Consider the following 18,544-nt stretch of genomic DNA (forward strand, 5'->3'; position numbering starts at 1 on the left):
TTGAGCTGCTTTCTTTTGCCTACTTTTCTTTGCAGCCGGCAAAGAAAAGTAGGTGTGCGCCCCGCACAGGGGCAACGCCAATAGACCACTAACAAATCAAGGAAAACCACAGCCCCTAGACAAACAACCCCTAAAGCTCCCGCCCAGCACAGCCGTAAACAAGTAATCCCGCCACATATTTAGCCGCCGACCATGGAAAACCAGACAGAAGCCCAAGCCGAAGCCCAAGCCACGGCCCCAACACCGTCGTTGACTCTGGAAGCCGTCCCGGTAGGCACCCCACTCGACTGGCCGATCGCAGACTCCGACGGCACACTCCTCTTCGCCGGCGGCACCATCCTGGCGACCACGGACGAGCGTAAATTCCTCTTCGACAACTTCCACCCGCACCGCGGCGACCTGCTAGCAAAGGCCCCACAACCGGAGTCCCAAACCGACCACCCCGCCGACACCGCCGGCAACCTCACACTAAAAGACATGCACCTGACGATAGGTGCATTAATCGGCGTGCGCTCCCAGCTCGGCAGCGGCGCCCCCATGCATCCATGCCGCATCATCGGCTTCGCGCCCAACCACGCGCTCTTCGTCACGCCGCCACTGCAAGATGGCCGCATCCTCCCGCTGCGCCTCGGTGAAAACATCGAGATCGTCGCCATAGCAAGCCATGCCGTGTTTCGTTTCGTCTGCACGGTCGAGGCCGTGTGCCGCGCCCCATTCGACTACGTGGTGCTATCGAAGCCCGGCGTGATCCGCCGCCTGCGCGAACGCAAGTCGATCCGCGTCCACGCGCACCTCGCGGTGCGCTTCGGCATCGGCGAAACCGGCGACTCATACGACGGTCTGGGCCTCGCCAAAAGCATCAGCGCACTCGGCATGTCGCTGGCCACTTCGTGGACGCTGGGTGCAGTCGGCGAACGACTGCGCATCGCCTTCTGCCTCAAATCGGCGGAGATGCAAACGGAGATCGAAACCACCGCAGTCATCCGCAACGTGCAGAAAGGCAGTGCGCCGGGCGAGCCGTCGACCCATGGCCTCGAACTCGATCAACTCGACGCCGCGCAACAGATGGCGATGAAAGTCTTCGTATTCGACCGCCAGGACGATGTGCAGTACTGGTCCAACGGTTTGAAATAAGCGCACGAAAACGTGCCGCGCGTGTCGCTCAGACTCAGGCGATCAGTTCGTCCGGCGTAAACAGCGCCGCGCCCCATGCATCGGCAAGTGCCTGGCAACGGCCCAGCCGTATCGCCGCTCGCTCGAAGTCGACGAATACCACCTCATCCGCGTGGCGCGGCCGCGTCGGCTGATCGCCACTGCGCCCATCGGTCAGAATCCACAGCCAGCGCTGCTGCGCGGGCTTGCGTCGGACGCTGCGCTCCAGCACCTGCGCGGCATGACGTACGCCGGACGCTAACGGCGTCCCACCGCCCCCGCCCACCGGTCTTAGCCACCGCTCGTTCCACCAGCGCGGCACAGCCGGACCGAAGCGCAGATCGGCACCAGCCCCGCCAAAACACACCAGCGCCGCCTCGGCGCGAGCGGCGCTGGCGCGATCGAACAACGCGATCAGCAGACCCTTGGCGAGCGCGAGGCGTTGGCCGCCAAGCATGGAACCGGAGCAATCGAGCACAAAGCAATGCAGCACCCCGCCCCGCGGCGCCTCTCGCGCGAAACGCAGATGCTCGGTGCGCAACGTGTCCTGACGCATTGCGATGAGCGTCGGCAGCCATGCAATGCGCTTGCCCGGCGCACCTTGCAAGCGGCTACGCGGACCTGCGCCGGCACCTTGCCGCCATCGAAAACCGCTGCGCGAGTCAGCGGCGGCACCCTTCCGATGGCTCAGCGTTTTTTTGCGTTGAGCGGAATGACGCCTTTCACCTGCGCGACGCCCGCGGGCTGCGGTGACAAGTAACCCCAATCGCTATCGCCGGCAGCGGCGGCGCTTGACGTTGAATCTAGTGAAGATGGCGAGGACGCAGCATCCGCATCGTCGACAACCTGCCGCGGCGCTTCACTCTCACGTGCGTCGCCACCTGCACGCGTCTCGCGATCGTGGCGCCGATGCATCAGCACCGACTCAGCGACCCGTTCGACATGCTCCGTCGTCACCGCAGCCGCCTGCTCCAGCGCCGCCAATGCCCGCGCCGCGCGCAACATCACGAGATCGGCACGCAACCCATCGACCGCCGCGTCGATGCACAGCGCACTCACATGCGCATGCACGGCGTCGTCGAAGTCAAGTTGCGGCAGCACTTCACGTGCCGCATGAATCCGCTGAACATACGTTTCCTGTTGCTGCGTATAGCCGGCACGAAAACCCTGCGGATCGAGATCGAATGCCAGACGTGCCTTGACGATCTGTTGACGCACCTGTGGCTCAAAACAGTTCTGCAACCCGACCATCAAACCAAAGCGATCAATCAATTGCGGCCGCAACTCGCCTTCTTCCGGATTCATCGTGCCGATCAGCACGAAGCTCGCATCGTGACTATGCGAGACGCCATCGCGTTCGATGGTATTCACACCACTGGCAGCCGCATCGAGTAACGCATCGACGAGCGCATCGGGCAACAGATTCACTTCATCGACGTACAGCACGCCGCGATGGGCTTTCGCGAGCAAGCCAGGCGAAAAACGCATCGAGCCGTCGCGCAACACCGTTTCGATATCGAGCGTGCCAATCAAGCGGTCTTCACTTGCGCCGAGCGGCAAATTCACCAATTGCCCTTCGGGTAACAGCTCCGCGAGCGCGCGCGCCGCGGTCGACTTCGCCGTGCCGCGGGGCCCGCTCACCAGCACGCCACCCAGACCAGGATCGATCGCAGCGAGCAGGAGCGCCTGCTGCAATGGCGTCTGGCCAATCAGCGCGGCAAAGGGGAAAGCGAGCCGTTGGGTCGCAGCATTCATGTTTGCATTCCTTCGATCTGCTGCTCGCTCGCGAGCAGATGCTGTTCGACTTGCGCGCGATAGTCGCCGGGCGCCTGCCACAAGCCGCGCTGCATCGCTTCGAGCAGACGCTCGCAGATCGAATGCATGGCGTGCGGATTGTGCCGTTGCAAGAACTCGCGTGTGTCGGCGTCGTTCAGATAAGCGTCGGTGACGAGCGCATATTGATGATCGGCGATCACGCGCGCGGTTGCGTCGTAGCCGTAGAGATAGTCGACCGTCGCCGCGATTTCGGCGGCACCCTTGTAGCCATGGCGTTTCACGCCATCGAGCCATTTCGGATTGACCACGCGCGAGCGGACCACCCGCGCGATCTCTTCATGCAGCGTGCGCACGCGTGGCGCGGCCGGATTGCTGTGATCCGCGTGATAGATCTGTGGTTGAGTGCCAGTCAGGTGCCGTACCGCCGCGACCATGCCACCCTGGAACTGGTAGTAATCGTTCGAATCGAGCAGGTCGTGCTCGCGGTTGTCCTGGTTCTGCAGCACGACGTCCATTGCGGCGAGACGTGTGCCGAATGCCTGGCGCGCTTCTTCGCCGGCGCTTTTCTGCGTGTAGGCGTAACCGCCCCACGCCTGATAGGCGTTCGCCAGATCGGCGTCGGTCTGCCATTGCTGCGAGTCGATCATGTCCTGCAGGCCCGCGCCATACGCGCCGGGCCGCGCGCTGAACACGCGCCAGCAGGCGCGCTTGCGCGCCTCGGCGGCGTCCATGCCGCGCGCAATCAGCGCGTCGCGTTCGCGCAGCACGCGCGCGCGGATCGGGTTCAGGTTTTCGGGCTCGTCGAGTTCGGCCACGGCCTGCACGGCGGCGTCGAACAGATGCATCACGTTCGCGAAGGCATCGCGGAAAAAGCCGGATACGCGCAACGTGACGTCGATACGCGGCCGGTCGAAGGCCTCGATCGGCATGATTTCGAAATCGGTCACGCGATGGCTGCCTGGAGCCCACTTCGGCCGCACGCCGAGTAAAGCGAGTGCCTGGGCGATATCGTCGCCACCGGTGCGCATGGTCGCGGTGCCCCATACCGAGAGGCCGATCGCGCGCGGATAGTCGCCCTTCTCCTGCAAATGCCGTTCAATCAACTGCTGCGCGGATTTCAAACCGAGCGACCATGCCGCTTGCGTCGGCACTGCGCGCGTATCGACCGAATAGAAATTGCGGCCGGTAGGCAGCACGTCGGGTCGTCCGCGCGACGGCGAACCGCTCGGCCCCGGCGGCACGAAACGCCCCTCAAGGCCGCGCTTCAGGTTCAGCATTTCCTGCGGACCGCAAGCGTCGAGCCGCGGCAATACGTCGTTGCGCAGACGTTCGATCACACGTTCGGCTTGCGGCAAAGTTCCGCTTGCGGGCGCCGCATCAGACGTTTCATGGCCGCACACTTCACGCAACATCTCAGCCGCCAGCAGTTCCAGACGCTCGCGTGTATCGCCACAATGCCGCCAGGGCGCATCGCTCACCCGCTGCAATACCTCAGGACGTGGACCGTCCCACGCCGCAGCCCAGTCCACCGACAACGGATCGAACAGATGATCCATCAGCAGATCGCGCGCCAACGCGTCGATCAAACCAGCCTTGCCGCCCTGGCCATCGCCGACCGGAAAGCGCCCCAGCGCCAGCAACGTATCGCGCCGCTGCACACCCTCAGGCGACTGCCCGAACGTATGCAAGCCGTCGCGAATCTGCGCCTCCTTCAACTCGCACAGCCACGCATCGACGCGCGTCAGCAGCGCATCTTCATCGTCCTGACCGTTCGGCTCCGCAAGACTCAACTCGTCATGCAGCTTATGCTCGACGATGGTCGCGAGAATGGTGCGCCTCAACAGCTTCGAGCGGCGCGGGTCGACCATCAGTGCTTCATAGTATTCGTCGACCTGGCGCTCGAGGTCCTGCAACGGCCCGTAACTTTCGGCGCGCGTGAGCGGCGGCATCAGGTGATCGATGATGACGGCCTGCGCGCGACGCTTCGCCTGACTGCCCTCGCCCGGATCGTTGACGATGAACGGATACAGATGCGGCATCGGACCGAGAATCAGATCGGGCCAGCAGGCATCGCTCAACGCGACGCTCTTGCCGGGCAGCCATTCGAGATTGCCGTGCTTGCCGACATGCACGACCGCGTCGATGCCGAACTGATGACGCAGCCAGAAATAGAACGCCAGATACGCATGCGGCGGCACGAGTTCAGCGTCGTGATAGCTCGCGTAATCACCCTGCTCGCGCGAACGCGACGGTTGAATCCCGACGAACACCTGCCCGCAACGCCAGCCCGCGATCATGAAACGGCCGCGCCGCAGTGTCGGATCCTGCTCGGGTGAGCCCCAACGCGCGTTCAGCGCATTGCGAGCTTCGGCGGGCAACGCATTGAAGTACACAAGATATTCGCCGAGCGCGAGGCTTTGCAACGCAGGCCGCAAGTCACGCACGACCGGGTCGTTGGTGACGCCTTCGGTCAGCTTCTTCAACAGCGCGTCGCCGTCGGCGGGCAGCTCGGCCACGCGATATCCCTCATCGCGCAACATGGACAGAATGCCGACCACCGAGGCCGGCGTATCGAGCCCCACGCCATTGCCGATGCGCCCTTCGCTCATCGGATAGTTGGCGAGGATCAGCGCAAGTTTCTTGTCCGCGTTATCGAGCGTGCGCAGACGGCACCAGCGGCGGCTCAATTCGGCCAGAAAGCCGACGCGTTCGAGGTCCGGTTGGTAGCGGACCACGTCGACTTCGGTATGCGGACAACGATAGGCGAGGCCCTTGAAGCTGATCGCCCGCGTGATGATGCGGCCGTCCACTTCCGGCAGCGCAATATGCATGGCGATATCGCGCGAGTTGAGGCCCTGATTGTCCTTGACCCAATCTTCACGATTACCGCCGCTCAGGATCACCTGCATTACCGGTGCGTCGCCAGCGAGCGCAAGCGGCTCGGGGTCATCGATAGCGGACGCGGCGAATGCGGTTGTATTCAGCACCAGCGCGACATCATGTTGCGCGCACAACTGCTGTACGACGTCGCGGCTCATCGCATCTTTAAGCGAGGTAATCGCGATCGGCAGCGGATTCAGTCCTTGTGCTTCGAGCGCATCGATCAGGGCGTCGAACACGGCCGTGTTGGCCGCTTGCAGATGCGCCTTGTAGAACAGAATCGCGGCGACCGGCGCGCCCTCCCGCCAGCGCGCTTGCCAGTCGGCAATGGTCGGCGTGTCGCGTTCGGGATGGTAGAGCGTCGCGGCAGGCAACGCGCGCGGCAGCGCAGGCTCGCGCCCCCAGCCAAGCGCGCGGTACGCGAGAAAGCGCAGGAACGCCTCGGCATTCTGCGGGCCGCCTTCACGCAGATAGCGCCAAAGCTGATGACACAGATCGGCGTCGGCGGTGCTGCGCGCGAGCAGATTCGGGTCTTCCTGCAGATCGCCGGAGAACATCGCGAGCGTCTGCTGCTTGCGCTCGGCGAGAGCGACCACCTGTTCGATGCCATACGGCCAGTACGCCTCGCCGCCGAGATGATCGACCACCACGACACGCGCATGCTGCAACACGTCTTCGACATAGAAATCGACCGAAGCCGGTTGCCGCAAATACGTGACGTTCGCAAGCCGCACGCTCGGAAAACCCGCGCCCAGACGAGGAAACACGCTCGCGAGCAACGACAGCGTGGTATCCGCGGAGCTGAGCACCACGATATCGGCGGGCCGTTGATCGATCCGGATCACGCCCTGTGTATCGTCGACAAAACCGCCCGGCGTAGTGCGCAGCAGATGCATGAGCGATTACGCCTGTTGCGGCTGGGCGCTCGCCACAGCGCCCAACGCGGCGTCGAATGCCTTTTGCAACGCTGCCTGGTCAAGGTCTTCGCCGATCAGCACAAAGCGGCTTTGCTGCCCTTCGCAGGTTTCACCCGCTTGCCAGCGCCGGTCGAAGTAACTATCGAAACGACGGCCCACGCCCTGGATCACCAGTCGCATCGCCGCGCCCGGCAAGGCTGCGAAACCCTTGACGCGGTAAATCGTGTTCGTTTCGACGAGCCCTTGCAACGCGGCGATCACGGCGTCGCGCGACGAAACATTCGCGTGCACCACCACCGAATCGAACTCGTCGTGGTGGTGATCGGCGTCTTCGGCCGAACCGTGATGGTCGTGGCGCAGATGGATCGTTTCTTCCGACGCCGCTTCGAGGCCCAGCAGCGTATGCAGGTCGAGTTGACCCATCTGCGCGCGCACGATCTTCACTTGCGGCGGAATTTCTTCGCGGATGATGGCCTCGACAGAAGCCTGCTGCGCGTCGTCGAGCAGATCCGTTTTGTTCAGAATCACCAGATCGGCCGCCGACAATTGGTCTTCGAACAATTCGTGCAACGGCGATTCGTGATCGAGATTCGGATCGGCCTTGCGTTGCGCATCCACGGCGACCGGGTTGTCGGCGAACTGGCCGCTCGCCGCCGCCGGGCCGTCAACCACGGTGACGACCGCGTCGACGGTAAAGCTATTCTTGATCTGCGGCCAGTTGAACGCCTGGACCAGCGGCTTCGGCAATGCGAGGCCGGACGTCTCGATCAATACATGATCGATCTGCTCGCGGCGCTCCACCAGCTTTTCCATCACCGGGAAAAACTCTTCCTGCACGGTGCAGCACAGGCAGCCGTTCGCGAGTTCATACAGTTGCCCTTCAGCCTCAACACCGTTTTCATCACAACCGATGCCGCAACCCTTGAGGATTTCCCCGTCGATGCCGAGTTCGCCGAACTCGTTGACGATCACCGCGATGCGCTTGCCGCCCGCATGCTGAAGAATGTGCCGCAGCAGCGTGGTCTTGCCGCTGCCGAGAAAGCCCGTGACGATGGTGACGGGGATCTTGCGCATTTGAGTTTGCATCTGAGGTCTATCCGTAGGAGTTGCTCGTGCACGCCGGGGCATTGTGTACAGGTTGGGCAAACGGGGCACATGCCCCAAACCACGACATTAACCAGACACGGGGACGAACAACGGCGTTGCCGAGGCAACCGAAAAACAGAAAACGAGAATGAGGTCATGAACGCGCCACCGCATCCCCGCGATGGTCGTTCTTCGTAGTCTGGCCGGTATCCGGGCTGACGAAAGCGCCGCTTCCCCTTCCCGGACGAGTGGTTTCTCGCCCAGTGGTTATATGCCGACGCGGCCTTGCGCGTGGACATCGAAGCCGGCTCCGCGGCGCTCTTGAACGCACCGCTTTTCGCTTACCGTTGCGGGGGCAGCACAGGTTGACCCGGTCCATTGCAGGTGGGCACCCTGTTTCCCGTTTAACTGCATGCGCACGAGCGCGCACGCGAGCACCAAAGTGCGTGCGAGTGTAGGCCGAGCGCCCCGTGCCGTCAAGGAAACGCGGGCTGCGGCAAGGCCTTTCCACAGTGCCGGCGCGGCCCGCCGTGTGCTATCGTATGCGCGCGTTTGGTGCCCGCATATGCGTTCGCATGTGCAGTTAAACGGGAAACAGGCCGCGCTCGCTGCGCTCAACCTGTGCTGTCCCCGCAACGGTAAGCGACCTGCGGTGCTTTCGCATCGCGCATGCGTTTTTGATGCCACTGTCCGACGAATCCGGACGGGAAGGCAAAACGCATGAGGCCGCCAGCCCGGATACCGGCCAGACGCGGAGGCAGCGAACGTCACGCTGCCGGCCGCCGGAATCCGCGAGGGACGGATGTGAAGGCGCTGAAGCACGACGTGGCGCGGCCGTTGGCGTTTCCCTGTGAGAAACGCGGCGAGCAGCGTTATTCGTCGCGCGTAATCCGTAGCACCGCATGACCTCAATTTCCGTCGCCTCCGGCCTCATCGAGCCTCATCCGTTTCCGTTTATCACGACATGGCGCACGCCATGCACGCCGCAATGAGCCGCGCCTGGCTGATCGGCGCCGGCCCCGGCGATGTCGAACTGATGACGCTCAAGGCAACGCGCGCGTTGGCGCAAGCCGATGTGGTCCTGGTCGACGATCTGGTGAACCCCGACGTGCTGCAGTTCGCGCGCGCCGACGCGCTGGTCGTGTACGTCGGCAAACGTGGCGGGCATCCGTCGACGCCGCAGGCCGGCATCGTCGCGCAGATGCTCGAGCATCTGCAGGCGGGACGCAGCGTCGCCCGTTTGAAAGGTGGTGATCCGTTCGTGTTCGGCCGCGGCGGAGAAGAACAGCAGGCGCTACATGCCGCGGGCATTAGCGTGGACGTGATCAACGGCATCACCGCCGGGATTGCGGCGCCCGCGGCAATCGGCATTCCTGTGACGCATCGCGATCACGCGCAAGGTGTGGTGTTCGTCACCGGACACGGCGCCGGCAGCGGCGAGCCGGACTGGGCCGCGCTCGTCGCCACGCGGATGACGCTGGTGATTTACATGGGCATGCGGCGGCTGAACGAAATCGTCGACGCGTTGCTCGCGGCCGGGATGAGCGCCGATACGCCGTGCGCGGCGATCGAATCGGCTACGCGCCCCGAGCAACGGCATGCGCTCGCGCGGCTCGGCGAGTTCGCGGATACGGTCTCGCGCGCCGGGCTCGGCTCGCCGGCGATCGTGGTGATCGGCGGTGTGGCGTCGCTGGCGTTGGCGCGGCATGCGGTGAATGTTGGCAGCGAACCCCGAGGACACGCAATGAAAACGCTAACCGTCGGTATCGGTTGTCGTTTGCACAGCTCCGCCGAGGAAATCGAAACGGCTGTACGTGCCACGCTCGGCTCGCATCCATTCGATGAAATCAGCACGATCGCCTCGGTCGACGTCAAAGCCCAGGAAGCCGGCTTACTCGAATTCTGCGCACGTCATGCGCTGCCGCTGAAGCTGTTCAGCCGCGAGCAAATTGCGGCGATCTCCGTGGACGATCCGTCGGCGGCCGCACGCGAGCATCTCGGCATAGACGGCGTCTGTGAGCCGTGCGCCTTGCTCGCTGCGGCGGCCGAATCTGGTGCAGCCCATGCCTCAATTGGCTCAATTACCCCAATTGCCTCGTTTGCAGCCGATACCCCCAACGCACGGCTACTCGTGCGCAAAACCGTACATGCCGGCGTCACAGTCGCGATAGCATCGACCACCGCCCGCCGCGCCTGCGAACAGACAAACGACGACACTCAAGAACAGGACCTTCCATGAAGACCGATCCCGAATCCCATCAGCGCATGACCGAACGCCGGCGCGAGGGCCATGAGAAAAAGCAGGCCAGCGCCACCGTCGAAAAAGGTCTGCTGATCGTCAATACCGGCACCGGCAAAGGCAAAACCACCGCAGCGTTCGGCATGGCCGTGCGCGTGCTTGGGCACGGCATGCGCCTCGGCGTCGTGCAATTCATCAAGGGTGCGCTGCATACGTCGGAGCGCGACTTCCTCGGCGCAATCGCCAATTGCGACTTCGTCACGATGGGCGACGGCTACACCTGGAACACGCAGAATCGCGACGCCGACATCGCCACCGCGCGCAAAGGGTGGAACGAAGCACGCCGCATGATCGAAAGCGGCGACTATCAGATGGTGATCCTCGACGAACTGAACACGGTGCTGAAGTACGAATACCTGCCGCTCGACGAAGTACTGTCGGTACTGAACGCGCGTGCGGAGATGCTGCACGTGGTGGTGACCGGCCGTCACGCGCCGGACGCGCTGATCGAAGCCGCCGACCTCGTCACCGAAATGCGCATCGTCAAGCACCCGTATCGCGAGCAAGGCGTGAAAGCGCAGCGCGGCGTGGAGTTCTGAGCGATGTCCGCGTGCCCCGCCCTGTTCATTAGCGCGCCCGCGTCGGGCCAAGGCAAGACCACGATTACCGCGGGTCTGGCTCGCTACCATCGGCGGCAGGGGCGACGCGTGCGCGTATTCAAAACGGGCCCCGACTTTCTCGACCCGATGATCCTGGCGCGTGCCAGCGGGGCGCCAGTCCTGTCGCTCGATCTGTGGATGGTGGGCGAGTCGGCCTGTCGCAATCTGCTCGCGCAGGCGGCCGCCGAAGCGGATCTGATTCTGATCGAAGGCGTGATGGGTCTGTTCGACGGCACACCGAGCAGCGCCGATCTGGCAACCACGTTCGGCGTGCCGGTACTCGCGGTGATTTCGGCGAAAGCCATGGCGCAGACCTTCGGCGCGGTCGCTTTCGGCCTTGCGCAATTCAGGCCGGAGGTACCGTTTTACGGCGTGCTCGCCAATCGCGTCGGTTCGCCAAGGCACGCGCAAATGCTTGAAGAGGCTTTGCCGCCGGACCTGCGCTGGTGCGGGCACATCAGCGGCAACGACGAGATCGAGCTGCCCGACCGCCATCTCGGCTTGCATCAGGCGGCGGAGATCGACGATCTTGACACACGTCTGGATCGCGCCGCCGATGCACTCGCGCAAACCGCGCTGGCCGAATTGCCGCCGCCGGTCGAATTCGGCACGCCTATAGAAGAAGCACCGCCGCGCCTTCTGGAAGGCAAGCGCATCGCCATTGCGCGCGATGCCGCGTTCTCGTTCATCTATCCAGCCAACGTCACGCTGTTGGCGACACTCGGCGCGCACATCGATTATTTCTCACCGCTCGCCGATGAAGCGCTGCCGGAGCATGCCGACGCCCTGTACCTGCCAGGCGGCTATCCCGAACTGCATGCGGAATTGCTCGCCCGCAATCTGCGCAGTGCCGCAACGATTCTCGCGCATGCTGCAGCAGGCAAACCGGTCGTCGCCGAATGCGGCGGTATGCTCTACCTGCTTGAACAGTTGACCGACACGGACGGCACCACAACGCCGATGCTCGGCCTGCTGCCCGGCCATGCAACAATGCAAACGCGCTTCACCGCGCTCGGCATGCAACAGATCGACAGCCTGCACGGTTCAATGACCGGCCACACATTTCACTACTCAAAGCTGACGACGCCGCTCACGCCGCTGCGTTCAGCCACCCGGCCAAATAACGATGCCCCCGGCGAGGCCGTATTCCGCGCCGGCTCGATCGTGGCAACCTATATGCATGCTTATTGGCCCTCCAACCCGGCCTTCACGGCCGCCCTGTTCCATGGCGAAGCCTTTTAACGATTCCGAACGCGAAGCCGTCTACCGCGCGATTTACGAGCGGCGCGACATGCGCCATTTCGTGCGCGACCCGGTTGACCCTGCCGTGCTGCAACGCCTGCTCGATGCGGCGCATCATGCGCCGAGCGTCGGCTTCATGCAGCCATGGCGCATCGCGCGCATTACCGACCCGGCTTTGCGCACGGCGCTGCACGCGAGCGTCGAAAGCGAACGCCTCGCCACCGCCGACGCACTCGGCAAGCGTCGCGAAGAGTTCATGAAGCTGAAAGTGGAAGGCATGCTGGAATGCGGCGAACTGCTGGTGATGGCGCTGATGGACGGCCGCGAGCGTCACATCTTCGGACGCCGCACCTTGCCGGAAATGGACCTGGCTTCCGTGGCGTGCGCGATCCAGAACATGTGGCTGGCCGCACGGGCGGAAGGTCTGGGAATGGGCTGGGTGTCGCTATTCGACGTCGACACGGTGCGTACGCTGCTGCATATGCCCGAGGGCGCACGGCCGGTGGCGATCCTGTGTCTCGGCCACGTCGATCAGTTCTACAGCGAGCCGATGCTGGAAACCGAACGCTGGGCGAGCCGCATGCCGCTCGCCGATTGCGTGTTCGAAAATCGCTGGCCGGCAGACGACAAAGCGCCGGAATAACGCGGGCGCAGACCTCTGACTGCTACGGCTGAAGAGGCTTGACCGAAACCACATCCGGCACGCCGCCCGCCTGATCGGCCCGCAGTTTCACGCGCCAGTCAGGCGGCGCATCGAACGGAAATTTTGCCAGCGCGCTTTTCACGAGCACAGGCATCGCATGCAGCGGGTCGGCATCTCGATCGCTGCTGGCCGCACTCACCTTGTAGACTTCCTGTCCGCTCGACTGCTCGAAAAACCGCAGTGTCAGCGCGTGCTGATAAGCGCGTCCGCCGAATAGCGAAAACGGCGGTTCGGGCGAGCGTTCGCACACGCCTGGCGTGCAGTCCTTCGCGCCCACGCCGATTGCGGCCGGCCGCGTGTCATACGCAATCGACAGCAAATAGTGCGCGGACTTGCCCGCCGAATCGGTGAAGCCGTTCTTCGCCAGCTCATCGCGCAGCATCGTTTCAAATTGCGGATGATCCGCGCTGGCATCCTGCGACGGCATGCGCGCAATCGTATAGGTGCGCTCGCCCTGTAGCACGGCCGAGGGATTCGCCGTGTGCACGTCGGCGTTCAAACCGGCGCATCCAGTCAGACTCGCCGCGGCCAGCACAGCACAGATCAATATCGCTTTCACCGGCTTCTCGCTTCGATAAGATGAGTGTTCATAGTCATGAGCGTGGCATTGTGGGTACGTCGGCTTGCGCTTCGTCGAGTGCCGGCAGGGAAATCGTAAACGCGGTCCCCTTGCCCGGCGCGCTGACCACCTCGACATCGCCGCCATGGCGCGTCACGACGGTCTTGACGAATGCCATGCCCAATCCGGCACCGCCCACTTCCGGCCGCTCCGTCTCGTGAAAGCGCCGGAAGCGCTCGAACAGGCCCGCCTGCTGCTCCTCGGGAATCCCATAGCCTTCGTCGCGAATCGTGCACGATACACGTTTTGCCACGCCAGGCGCGGCCATCTGCGCAAGCTCGCGCGGGGCACTGGGACCGCCGAGGCTCGTCAGGCTGCACGTGATCCGCGTATCCGGCGGACTGTACTTGACTGCATTGTTCAGGATGTTGACGAGTGCACGCGTCATCAGCGAGCGGTCGGCGCAGATCCAGTGGCCGTCGTCGGCATCGGTCCCGCCGGCCGTATCGGTTTGCAGCGTGATGCGCTTGGCGTGGGCCTGCGGCCAGACTTCGTCGCTGGCGTCGATCAACAGCTCGGTCATGCTCACCGGTTCGAGCACATAGGTTTGCGATTCGGCGCGCGCGAGTTGCACGAAATCGTCGGCGAGCGTCAGCGCGCGTTGCGCATAACGCTCGATGCGTTCCAGCAGGCCACGCGCGAGCACCGGCTCGCTGCGCGCCCGCTCGATCTCCACCAGCGCCAGAATCGAAGCCTGCGGCGAGCGCATATCGTGCGACAGCAGCCGCAACGCGTCTTCCCGTTGGCGCTCGGCCGCGTGCAAAGCCGATACGTCGACCAGGCCCGCGATCCAGCCCGTCGTCTCACCTTGCTCGTTCGTGCAATTCGCGTAGCGCAGCAGATGGTCGCGCTCGTGGGCGTCGCGCACCTCGACGCCTTGCGCCATCAGCTCGGCGAACTCGCCGCGCGCGGGATCGAGCAGCGCCGGCCACTGGGCATGCGCGAGGAGATTGTTCTCGGCGTCCGACGCTGCGCCACTATCGATGGTCTTGACCAGCGTCAGGCCGCCCAACACGGCCCGCATCGGCCGGCCCTCCGGCAGCGGTGCGTCAAGACGCGCGAAATGCGCCTTGGCGGCGTGGTTCGCAATCAGCACGATGCCTTCCACGTCGCTCACCAGGATCGGCTCGGGCATGCTGTCGAGGCTGTCCCACACGAAGCGTTTCATGTCCTGCACGCGCTGCGCCGCCTGCGCCATCAGCGCCATATGCTGCTCCAGCACGTCACCGCCGAACTCGCGGCGGCGCTGTGGCGTTTCCGGCAGGAGGTGCGGCTCGTCGGCGAGGCGTTGCAACTCTTCGCGCAGATAAGCCATCGTCATTTCGAGGCGCCGCCAGTTCCAGATCGGATACACCACGATCAAACCGGCGATCGCCGGCACCGGCGACATCCACAGCCGCGCGCCGTACAGCAGCGCCGCGCCGCCGACGGTGGCAAGCGCGCCCAACGCGGCGGTCAGCAGCAGCGAGCGACGCGGCGACAGCACCAGAAAGCCTGCGAGCAGCGCGGCGAGCGGCGCCAGCGACACCGCGAACAGCACCCAGGGCTCGGCGGGCTCGAGTTCGCGACCGGTCAGCAGCGTATCGAGCACGTTCGCGTGGATATAGACACCGGGCAGCGGCCCCAGCTCGCCGGACACCGGTGTGGCAAAGCGGTCGTACAAGCCGGACGCGGTCACGCCGATCAGCACGATGCGTCCGCGCAGCTTGTCCGCGGGGACATTGCCGGCGAGCACATCCGCAAAACTCAGCTTCGCGTAGTTCTGCGCGTTCGGACCGAAAGGAATCAGGAAGCGGCCCTCGCCTTCGTCATGGTCATCGGATTGGGCCGCCGCCTCACCGGAAGACGGCCGGCGCGGCCGCTCGTTCAGTTGCACCGCGCCACGCTCGACGGCCTGGGCGACCGGCACCATCAATTGCGGCCAGCGCGAATTCGCGTCGCCCTCGAACCGCGCGACGCTGCGCACGATGCCGTCGCTATCGACTTCAAGGTTGATATGCCCAAGCCCGGCTGCGGCATGCACGAGCGGCGCCACCGGCTCGACCGCGACGCGCTGGCCGGCGCTGTCCGGCGGCGTCAGCAGCATCGGCAGATAGGTGGGACTCAGGGCGACCGCGCGGGCGAGCTCGGTGTCTTCGGCATTGGCTTCGGTAAACAGCACGTCGTAGATCACCGTGGCGGGCTTCGCCTTCGCAATCTGTTCCAGCAGCCTCGCGTGGACGCTGCGCGGCCATGGCCAGCGGCCAAGCTGCGCAATGCTGGCGTTGTCGATTTCGAGTACCACGATATCGCGCAGCAACGGTTGCGCGCGCAGACTCAGAAACCGGTCGTAGACCAGATGATCGACGCCGGCAGTCAGCCGGCCGAGCGAACTGAGCAGAATCACCACGATGCCCAGGCAGCCGATCGCCACCCATTCGAGCAGGAAGCGGCGGCCGGCACGCCGTCCGAGGCGGGCGCGCGGGTCGAGGCTCAGGCGCGTGTGTGTGGTCGGCAAAGCGTGGCGTGGTTGAGAACTAAGGAACGGGTCGATTGTCGACCCGGCCCCGTGAATCTACCAGCGTCAGCGTGCAAGCGTAAACGAGCGGACCGCGCTGCTCTTCTCGTAGAAGCGGCCGTTTTCGAACTGCTCGGCGACAATCGTCCAGTAGTAGACGCCGCCCGGCAGGTCGCTCACCACGATCTGGCCGCCCGTCAGATCGGTCTTGTCGACGAGCGGATGGCGCAGGTCGGCGGTCGTGGCCAGCACAAAGCGAAAGCGCGTCTCGACCGTGGAACGGCTGACGAACCAGCGGAATTCGTAGTCGAGGCTGCCGGCGCGCGGGCCTGCCGACGCATCCAGACCCAGTTGGCGCCGCTCGAAACCGTAAACCTGCGGCAGGCCTTCGAGTCCGTTCGCGTCGATCGCGGCGATACGGACGAAATACGTACCGTCGGCCAGATCGCCGAAGTCCGCATGCGGCGCACTCACGCGCAGATCGCGAATCAGGTCGAGCTGATCGGCATCGCGCGCAATCTGTACGCGATAGGCCACGGCGCGCTCGGCGGGGACGAGGTCGAAAGCGACCGTTTTGCCGTCCTGCACTTTTGCCGGATCGGTAAGCGACGGCGCGGCCAGCAATTCCACCGGACCGCCGATCGCGCCGCCGGCTCGCGTGATACTGCCAAAGCGCGCCTTGACGAGTTGCGCCGACGCCTGCAGCGGCACGCCGGGTGCCGGCGCGGAGATCCGGCCATCGACGGCGGCCGGGTCGACGCCGACCGCGCCGTCCAGCACTTCCACTGCCGTGGTTTGTGCGTCGCCGTCGTAGGCGACCTTGAAGCGCGTACCGCGCACGCCCGCCACAACCGATGGCGAGCGGATCTGGAAGCGGTCGTCCTTTTTGGTGGCATGCGTGACCTGGCTCTCGACTTCGCCATGCTTCAGATCGAGTACGCGATCGCCCGCGCCGGTCAGCACGGTGCGCCGCAGCGTGCCGATATCGAGCACACCATCCTGCGACACCGTGACGTAGGAGCCGTCCGACAACTCCAGCGTGACAAAGCCGTTATGGCCGGTGCGAATGCGGTCGCCTTCGCCGAGCGTCGTGCCCGCCGTGAGCGGCGTATAAGGATTCTTGCCGAAAGCGTGCTCCGCCGGACCGCTCGTCGCGATCACGCGCGCCGACTCGGGGTCCTGTCTGAGCCTGTCGGCCGGCAGACGCAGCGTGATTCCGGCCGGCAAGCGGCGTGGCGCGGGCACATGATTCAGGCGGCTCAACATGGCCCAATCGCCGGAGTCGCGCAGATAGCGGCCGGCGATTTCGTACAACGTGTCGCCGTCGTGAGTCACGTAGGACACATAGACCGGCGCAGTCGTTCTGGTACGTGGCTTCGGCCCGCGCGACGATTGCGCATCCGCCGACACCGGCGCGAAGCACGTCATCGCAATCAGGCCGGCGGCCAGCATCGCGCCGGCGCGCAAGCCCGGCGAACCTGCGCGGCCGGACGCTACCCCATCGAAAGCAACCGTCACGCATCCCCCGCATCGGGGCGTTCTTCGGCGGCCACGGACGGCGAGCCGGATTCAATCCGCTCGAGCCGGTACCCATAGCCGTAGATCGGCGTCAGACGATAGCCATATTCCGGGCGCAAGCCGAGCTTGCTGCGCAGCATCGACACGTGCGTGTCCATCGTGCGCGACGGAATATCCGTCGCCTGCTTCCAGATCACGTCGAGAATGTGCGCGCGCGACAACGGCCGGCTCAGATGCTGGAACAGCAGCAGCGCGAGTTCGAACTCCTTCTGCGTCACGGCGACGGTCGCGCCGCGCACCACCACGTGCTTCGCGCTCAGATCGAATTCGAATTCGCCGAAAACTTCTTTCGCCGCAGACGGCTTCAGGTGATACGCCCGGCGCAGCAACGAGCCGACGCGCGCCAGCAGGACCGCCGCGGAGACCGGCTTGACGACGTAATCGTCCGCGCCGGTGTTGAGGATCGAAGTAATATCGGTTTCGCGACCGCGGCTCGTCATGAACAGGACCGGCAAGCGTTCGGAGAGGCTTTCGCGCACCCAGCGCAGCACCTCTTCGCCCGACATGTCGGGCACGTTCCAGTCGAGCACGAGCAGGTCGAAGGTCTGGCGCCGCAATTGCCGCACCAGTTCACGGCCCGCGCCGTAAGCATGACAAACGTGGCCGGCCGCCGACAGCGTTTGGCAAACAAGGTCGGCTTGAGCCGAATCGTCATCCAGGACTGCAATTCTCATAAAACCCCGCAACGCGACATCGTCCTTCGTAACTGTTGGCCGGTGAGCCGGCAGATGGCCGGGATGGCGGTGCGAACACCGACGATCCAGCTTCCTGTTTTCATCTTCGGCCGCACTGTTTTTCGATTAACGGTCCTTTGCCTCGCGCCCTGTTCAGTTCTGCCGCCCCACTGTCTCGAAATTAGCGCGCATTTTGGGCTTTAACGCGCTGATTACCCAGGGGGCAGATCATCATAATCGAAAACGGCCGTTCTTTTTCCCGGATGCACTTATGCAGCTATCCGGCCCGGCTCGGCCACTGCGGGCCGTTCTATGGGATTTTCCCCAACGTCTCTCAGGTTCTGCCTGTTACTGAAATCGACCTCAATGGATCGTTATTCGAGTCGGCTGGTCTCGCTCGCACAATGGTTGGCCCCGTCTGCCTTTTGTCCTATCGGGCTGTGCCCCCCGGCGTTCAGGAAACAGCGATTTGACAATTTGCGACTCAGTATAGGAACAGTCTCAAAATAAATCGTTTAAGAA

General features: G+C 64.2%; 13 protein-coding genes, 1 pseudogene and 2 riboswitches. Of the genes and pseudogenes, 6 read left to right on the top strand and 8 right to left on the bottom strand.

Going from position 1 to position 18,544, the window contains the following annotated elements; all coding sequences use genetic code 11:
- Positions 1-192: 192 nt before the first annotated feature.
- Positions 193-1,134 carry a flagellar brake protein gene (locus M0D64_RS20655; protein WP_266259007.1) on the top strand — a complete coding sequence of 314 codons (942 nt, stop codon included), beginning with the start codon at positions 193-195 and terminating at the stop codon, positions 1,132-1,134.
- Positions 1,135-1,168: 34 nt separating this feature from the next.
- Here the strand turns inward: M0D64_RS20655 and M0D64_RS20660 are convergent, their stop codons facing one another.
- From M0D64_RS20660 to cobW, 4 genes are all read right to left on the bottom strand, one after another.
- A complete protein-coding gene (locus tag M0D64_RS20660; RefSeq protein WP_154566998.1) occupies positions 1,169-1,759 on the bottom strand; it encodes a VWA domain-containing protein in 591 nt (196 codons plus the stop codon).
- Between the two features lie 80 nt (positions 1,760-1,839).
- The gene (locus tag M0D64_RS20665; protein ID WP_266259008.1) at positions 1,840-2,907 is read right to left on the bottom strand and encodes an ATP-binding protein; all 1,068 of its coding nucleotides are present in this window, start codon (positions 2,905-2,907) and stop codon (positions 1,840-1,842) included.
- Positions 2,904-6,704, bottom strand: coding sequence for a cobaltochelatase subunit CobN (gene cobN / locus M0D64_RS20670; protein WP_266259010.1), 3,801 nt, complete (start codon positions 6,702-6,704; stop codon positions 2,904-2,906). Before cobN ends, M0D64_RS20665 begins: the two co-directional genes overlap by 4 nt.
- 6 nt (positions 6,705-6,710) lie before the next feature.
- Positions 6,711-7,811 (bottom strand): cobalamin biosynthesis protein CobW, encoded by a 1,101-nt coding sequence (gene cobW, locus M0D64_RS20675; RefSeq protein ID WP_266259011.1) that lies wholly within the window; start codon positions 7,809-7,811, stop codon positions 6,711-6,713.
- Between the two features lie 183 nt (positions 7,812-7,994).
- Positions 7,995-8,268: riboswitch (cobalamin riboswitch) on the bottom strand.
- 79 nt (positions 8,269-8,347) lie between these two features.
- Positions 8,348-8,576: riboswitch (cobalamin riboswitch) on the top strand.
- A 223-nt stretch (positions 8,577-8,799) separates the two neighbouring features.
- Here cobW and cobA point away from each other — a divergent pair.
- The 5 genes and pseudogenes from cobA to bluB all read left to right on the top strand — a co-directional run.
- Positions 8,800-9,516: pseudogene (gene cobA / locus M0D64_RS20680) on the top strand (uroporphyrinogen-III C-methyltransferase); the annotation flags it as partial.
- Positions 9,517-9,555: 39 nt separating this feature from the next.
- A complete protein-coding gene (locus M0D64_RS20685) occupies positions 9,556-10,050 on the top strand; it encodes a cobalamin biosynthesis protein (RefSeq protein WP_266259125.1) in 495 nt (164 codons plus the stop codon).
- Complete coding sequence (cobO, locus tag M0D64_RS20690) at positions 10,047-10,649, top strand: cob(I)yrinic acid a,c-diamide adenosyltransferase (protein ID WP_054036361.1); 603 nt, start codon at positions 10,047-10,049, stop codon at positions 10,647-10,649. Before M0D64_RS20685 ends, cobO begins: the two co-directional genes overlap by 4 nt.
- Before the next feature lie 3 nt (positions 10,650-10,652).
- The gene (locus M0D64_RS20695) at positions 10,653-11,951 is read left to right on the top strand and encodes a cobyrinate a,c-diamide synthase (protein WP_266259012.1); all 1,299 of its coding nucleotides are present in this window, start codon (positions 10,653-10,655) and stop codon (positions 11,949-11,951) included.
- Positions 11,935-12,594, top strand: a complete 660-nt coding sequence (bluB, locus tag M0D64_RS20700; RefSeq protein ID WP_154566992.1) for a 5,6-dimethylbenzimidazole synthase — start codon at positions 11,935-11,937, stop codon at positions 12,592-12,594. Before M0D64_RS20695 ends, bluB begins: the two co-directional genes overlap by 17 nt.
- Positions 12,595-12,616: 22 nt before the next feature.
- On the opposite strand, the gene M0D64_RS20705 is transcribed toward bluB, so the two are convergent.
- From M0D64_RS20705 to M0D64_RS20720, 4 genes are all read right to left on the bottom strand, one after another.
- The gene (locus tag M0D64_RS20705; protein ID WP_266259013.1) at positions 12,617-13,213 is read right to left on the bottom strand and encodes a DUF4136 domain-containing protein; all 597 of its coding nucleotides are present in this window, start codon (positions 13,211-13,213) and stop codon (positions 12,617-12,619) included.
- 34 nt (positions 13,214-13,247) lie between these two features.
- Positions 13,248-15,770 carry a CHASE2 domain-containing protein gene (locus tag M0D64_RS20710; protein WP_266259014.1) on the bottom strand — a complete coding sequence of 841 codons (2,523 nt, stop codon included), beginning with the start codon at positions 15,768-15,770 and terminating at the stop codon, positions 13,248-13,250.
- A 66-nt stretch (positions 15,771-15,836) separates the two neighbouring features.
- Positions 15,837-17,288 carry a FecR domain-containing protein gene (locus M0D64_RS20715; RefSeq protein WP_266259016.1) on the bottom strand — a complete coding sequence of 484 codons (1,452 nt, stop codon included), beginning with the start codon at positions 17,286-17,288 and terminating at the stop codon, positions 15,837-15,839.
- Positions 17,285-18,022, bottom strand: coding sequence for a response regulator transcription factor (locus M0D64_RS20720; RefSeq protein WP_266259017.1), 738 nt, complete (start codon positions 18,020-18,022; stop codon positions 17,285-17,287). Before M0D64_RS20720 ends, M0D64_RS20715 begins: the two co-directional genes overlap by 4 nt.
- Positions 18,023-18,544 lie beyond the last annotated feature (522 nt).

The sequence above is a fragment of the Paraburkholderia sp. WS6 genome, from assembly GCF_030464835.1.
Lineage (GTDB): Bacteria > Pseudomonadota > Gammaproteobacteria > Burkholderiales > Burkholderiaceae > Paraburkholderia > Paraburkholderia madseniana.

Coding starts and splice junctions, on each gene's coding strand:
- M0D64_RS20655 (WP_266259007.1), top strand. CDS start 193: ATGGAAAACCAGACAGAAGCCCAAGCCGAAGCCCAAGCCACGGCCCCA.
- M0D64_RS20665 (WP_266259008.1), bottom strand. CDS start 2,907: ATGAATGCTGCGACCCAACGGCTCGCTTTCCCCTTTGCCGCGCTGATT.
- cobN (WP_266259010.1), bottom strand. CDS start 6,704: ATGCATCTGCTGCGCACTACGCCGGGCGGTTTTGTCGACGATACACAG.
- cobW (WP_266259011.1), bottom strand. CDS start 7,811: ATGCAAACTCAAATGCGCAAGATCCCCGTCACCATCGTCACGGGCTTT.
- M0D64_RS20685 (WP_266259125.1), top strand. CDS start 9,556: ATGAAAACGCTAACCGTCGGTATCGGTTGTCGTTTGCACAGCTCCGCC.
- cobO (WP_054036361.1), top strand. CDS start 10,047: ATGAAGACCGATCCCGAATCCCATCAGCGCATGACCGAACGCCGGCGC.
- M0D64_RS20695 (WP_266259012.1), top strand. CDS start 10,653: ATGTCCGCGTGCCCCGCCCTGTTCATTAGCGCGCCCGCGTCGGGCCAA.
- bluB (WP_154566992.1), top strand. CDS start 11,935: ATGGCGAAGCCTTTTAACGATTCCGAACGCGAAGCCGTCTACCGCGCG.
- M0D64_RS20720 (WP_266259017.1), bottom strand. CDS start 18,022: ATGAGAATTGCAGTCCTGGATGACGATTCGGCTCAAGCCGACCTTGTT.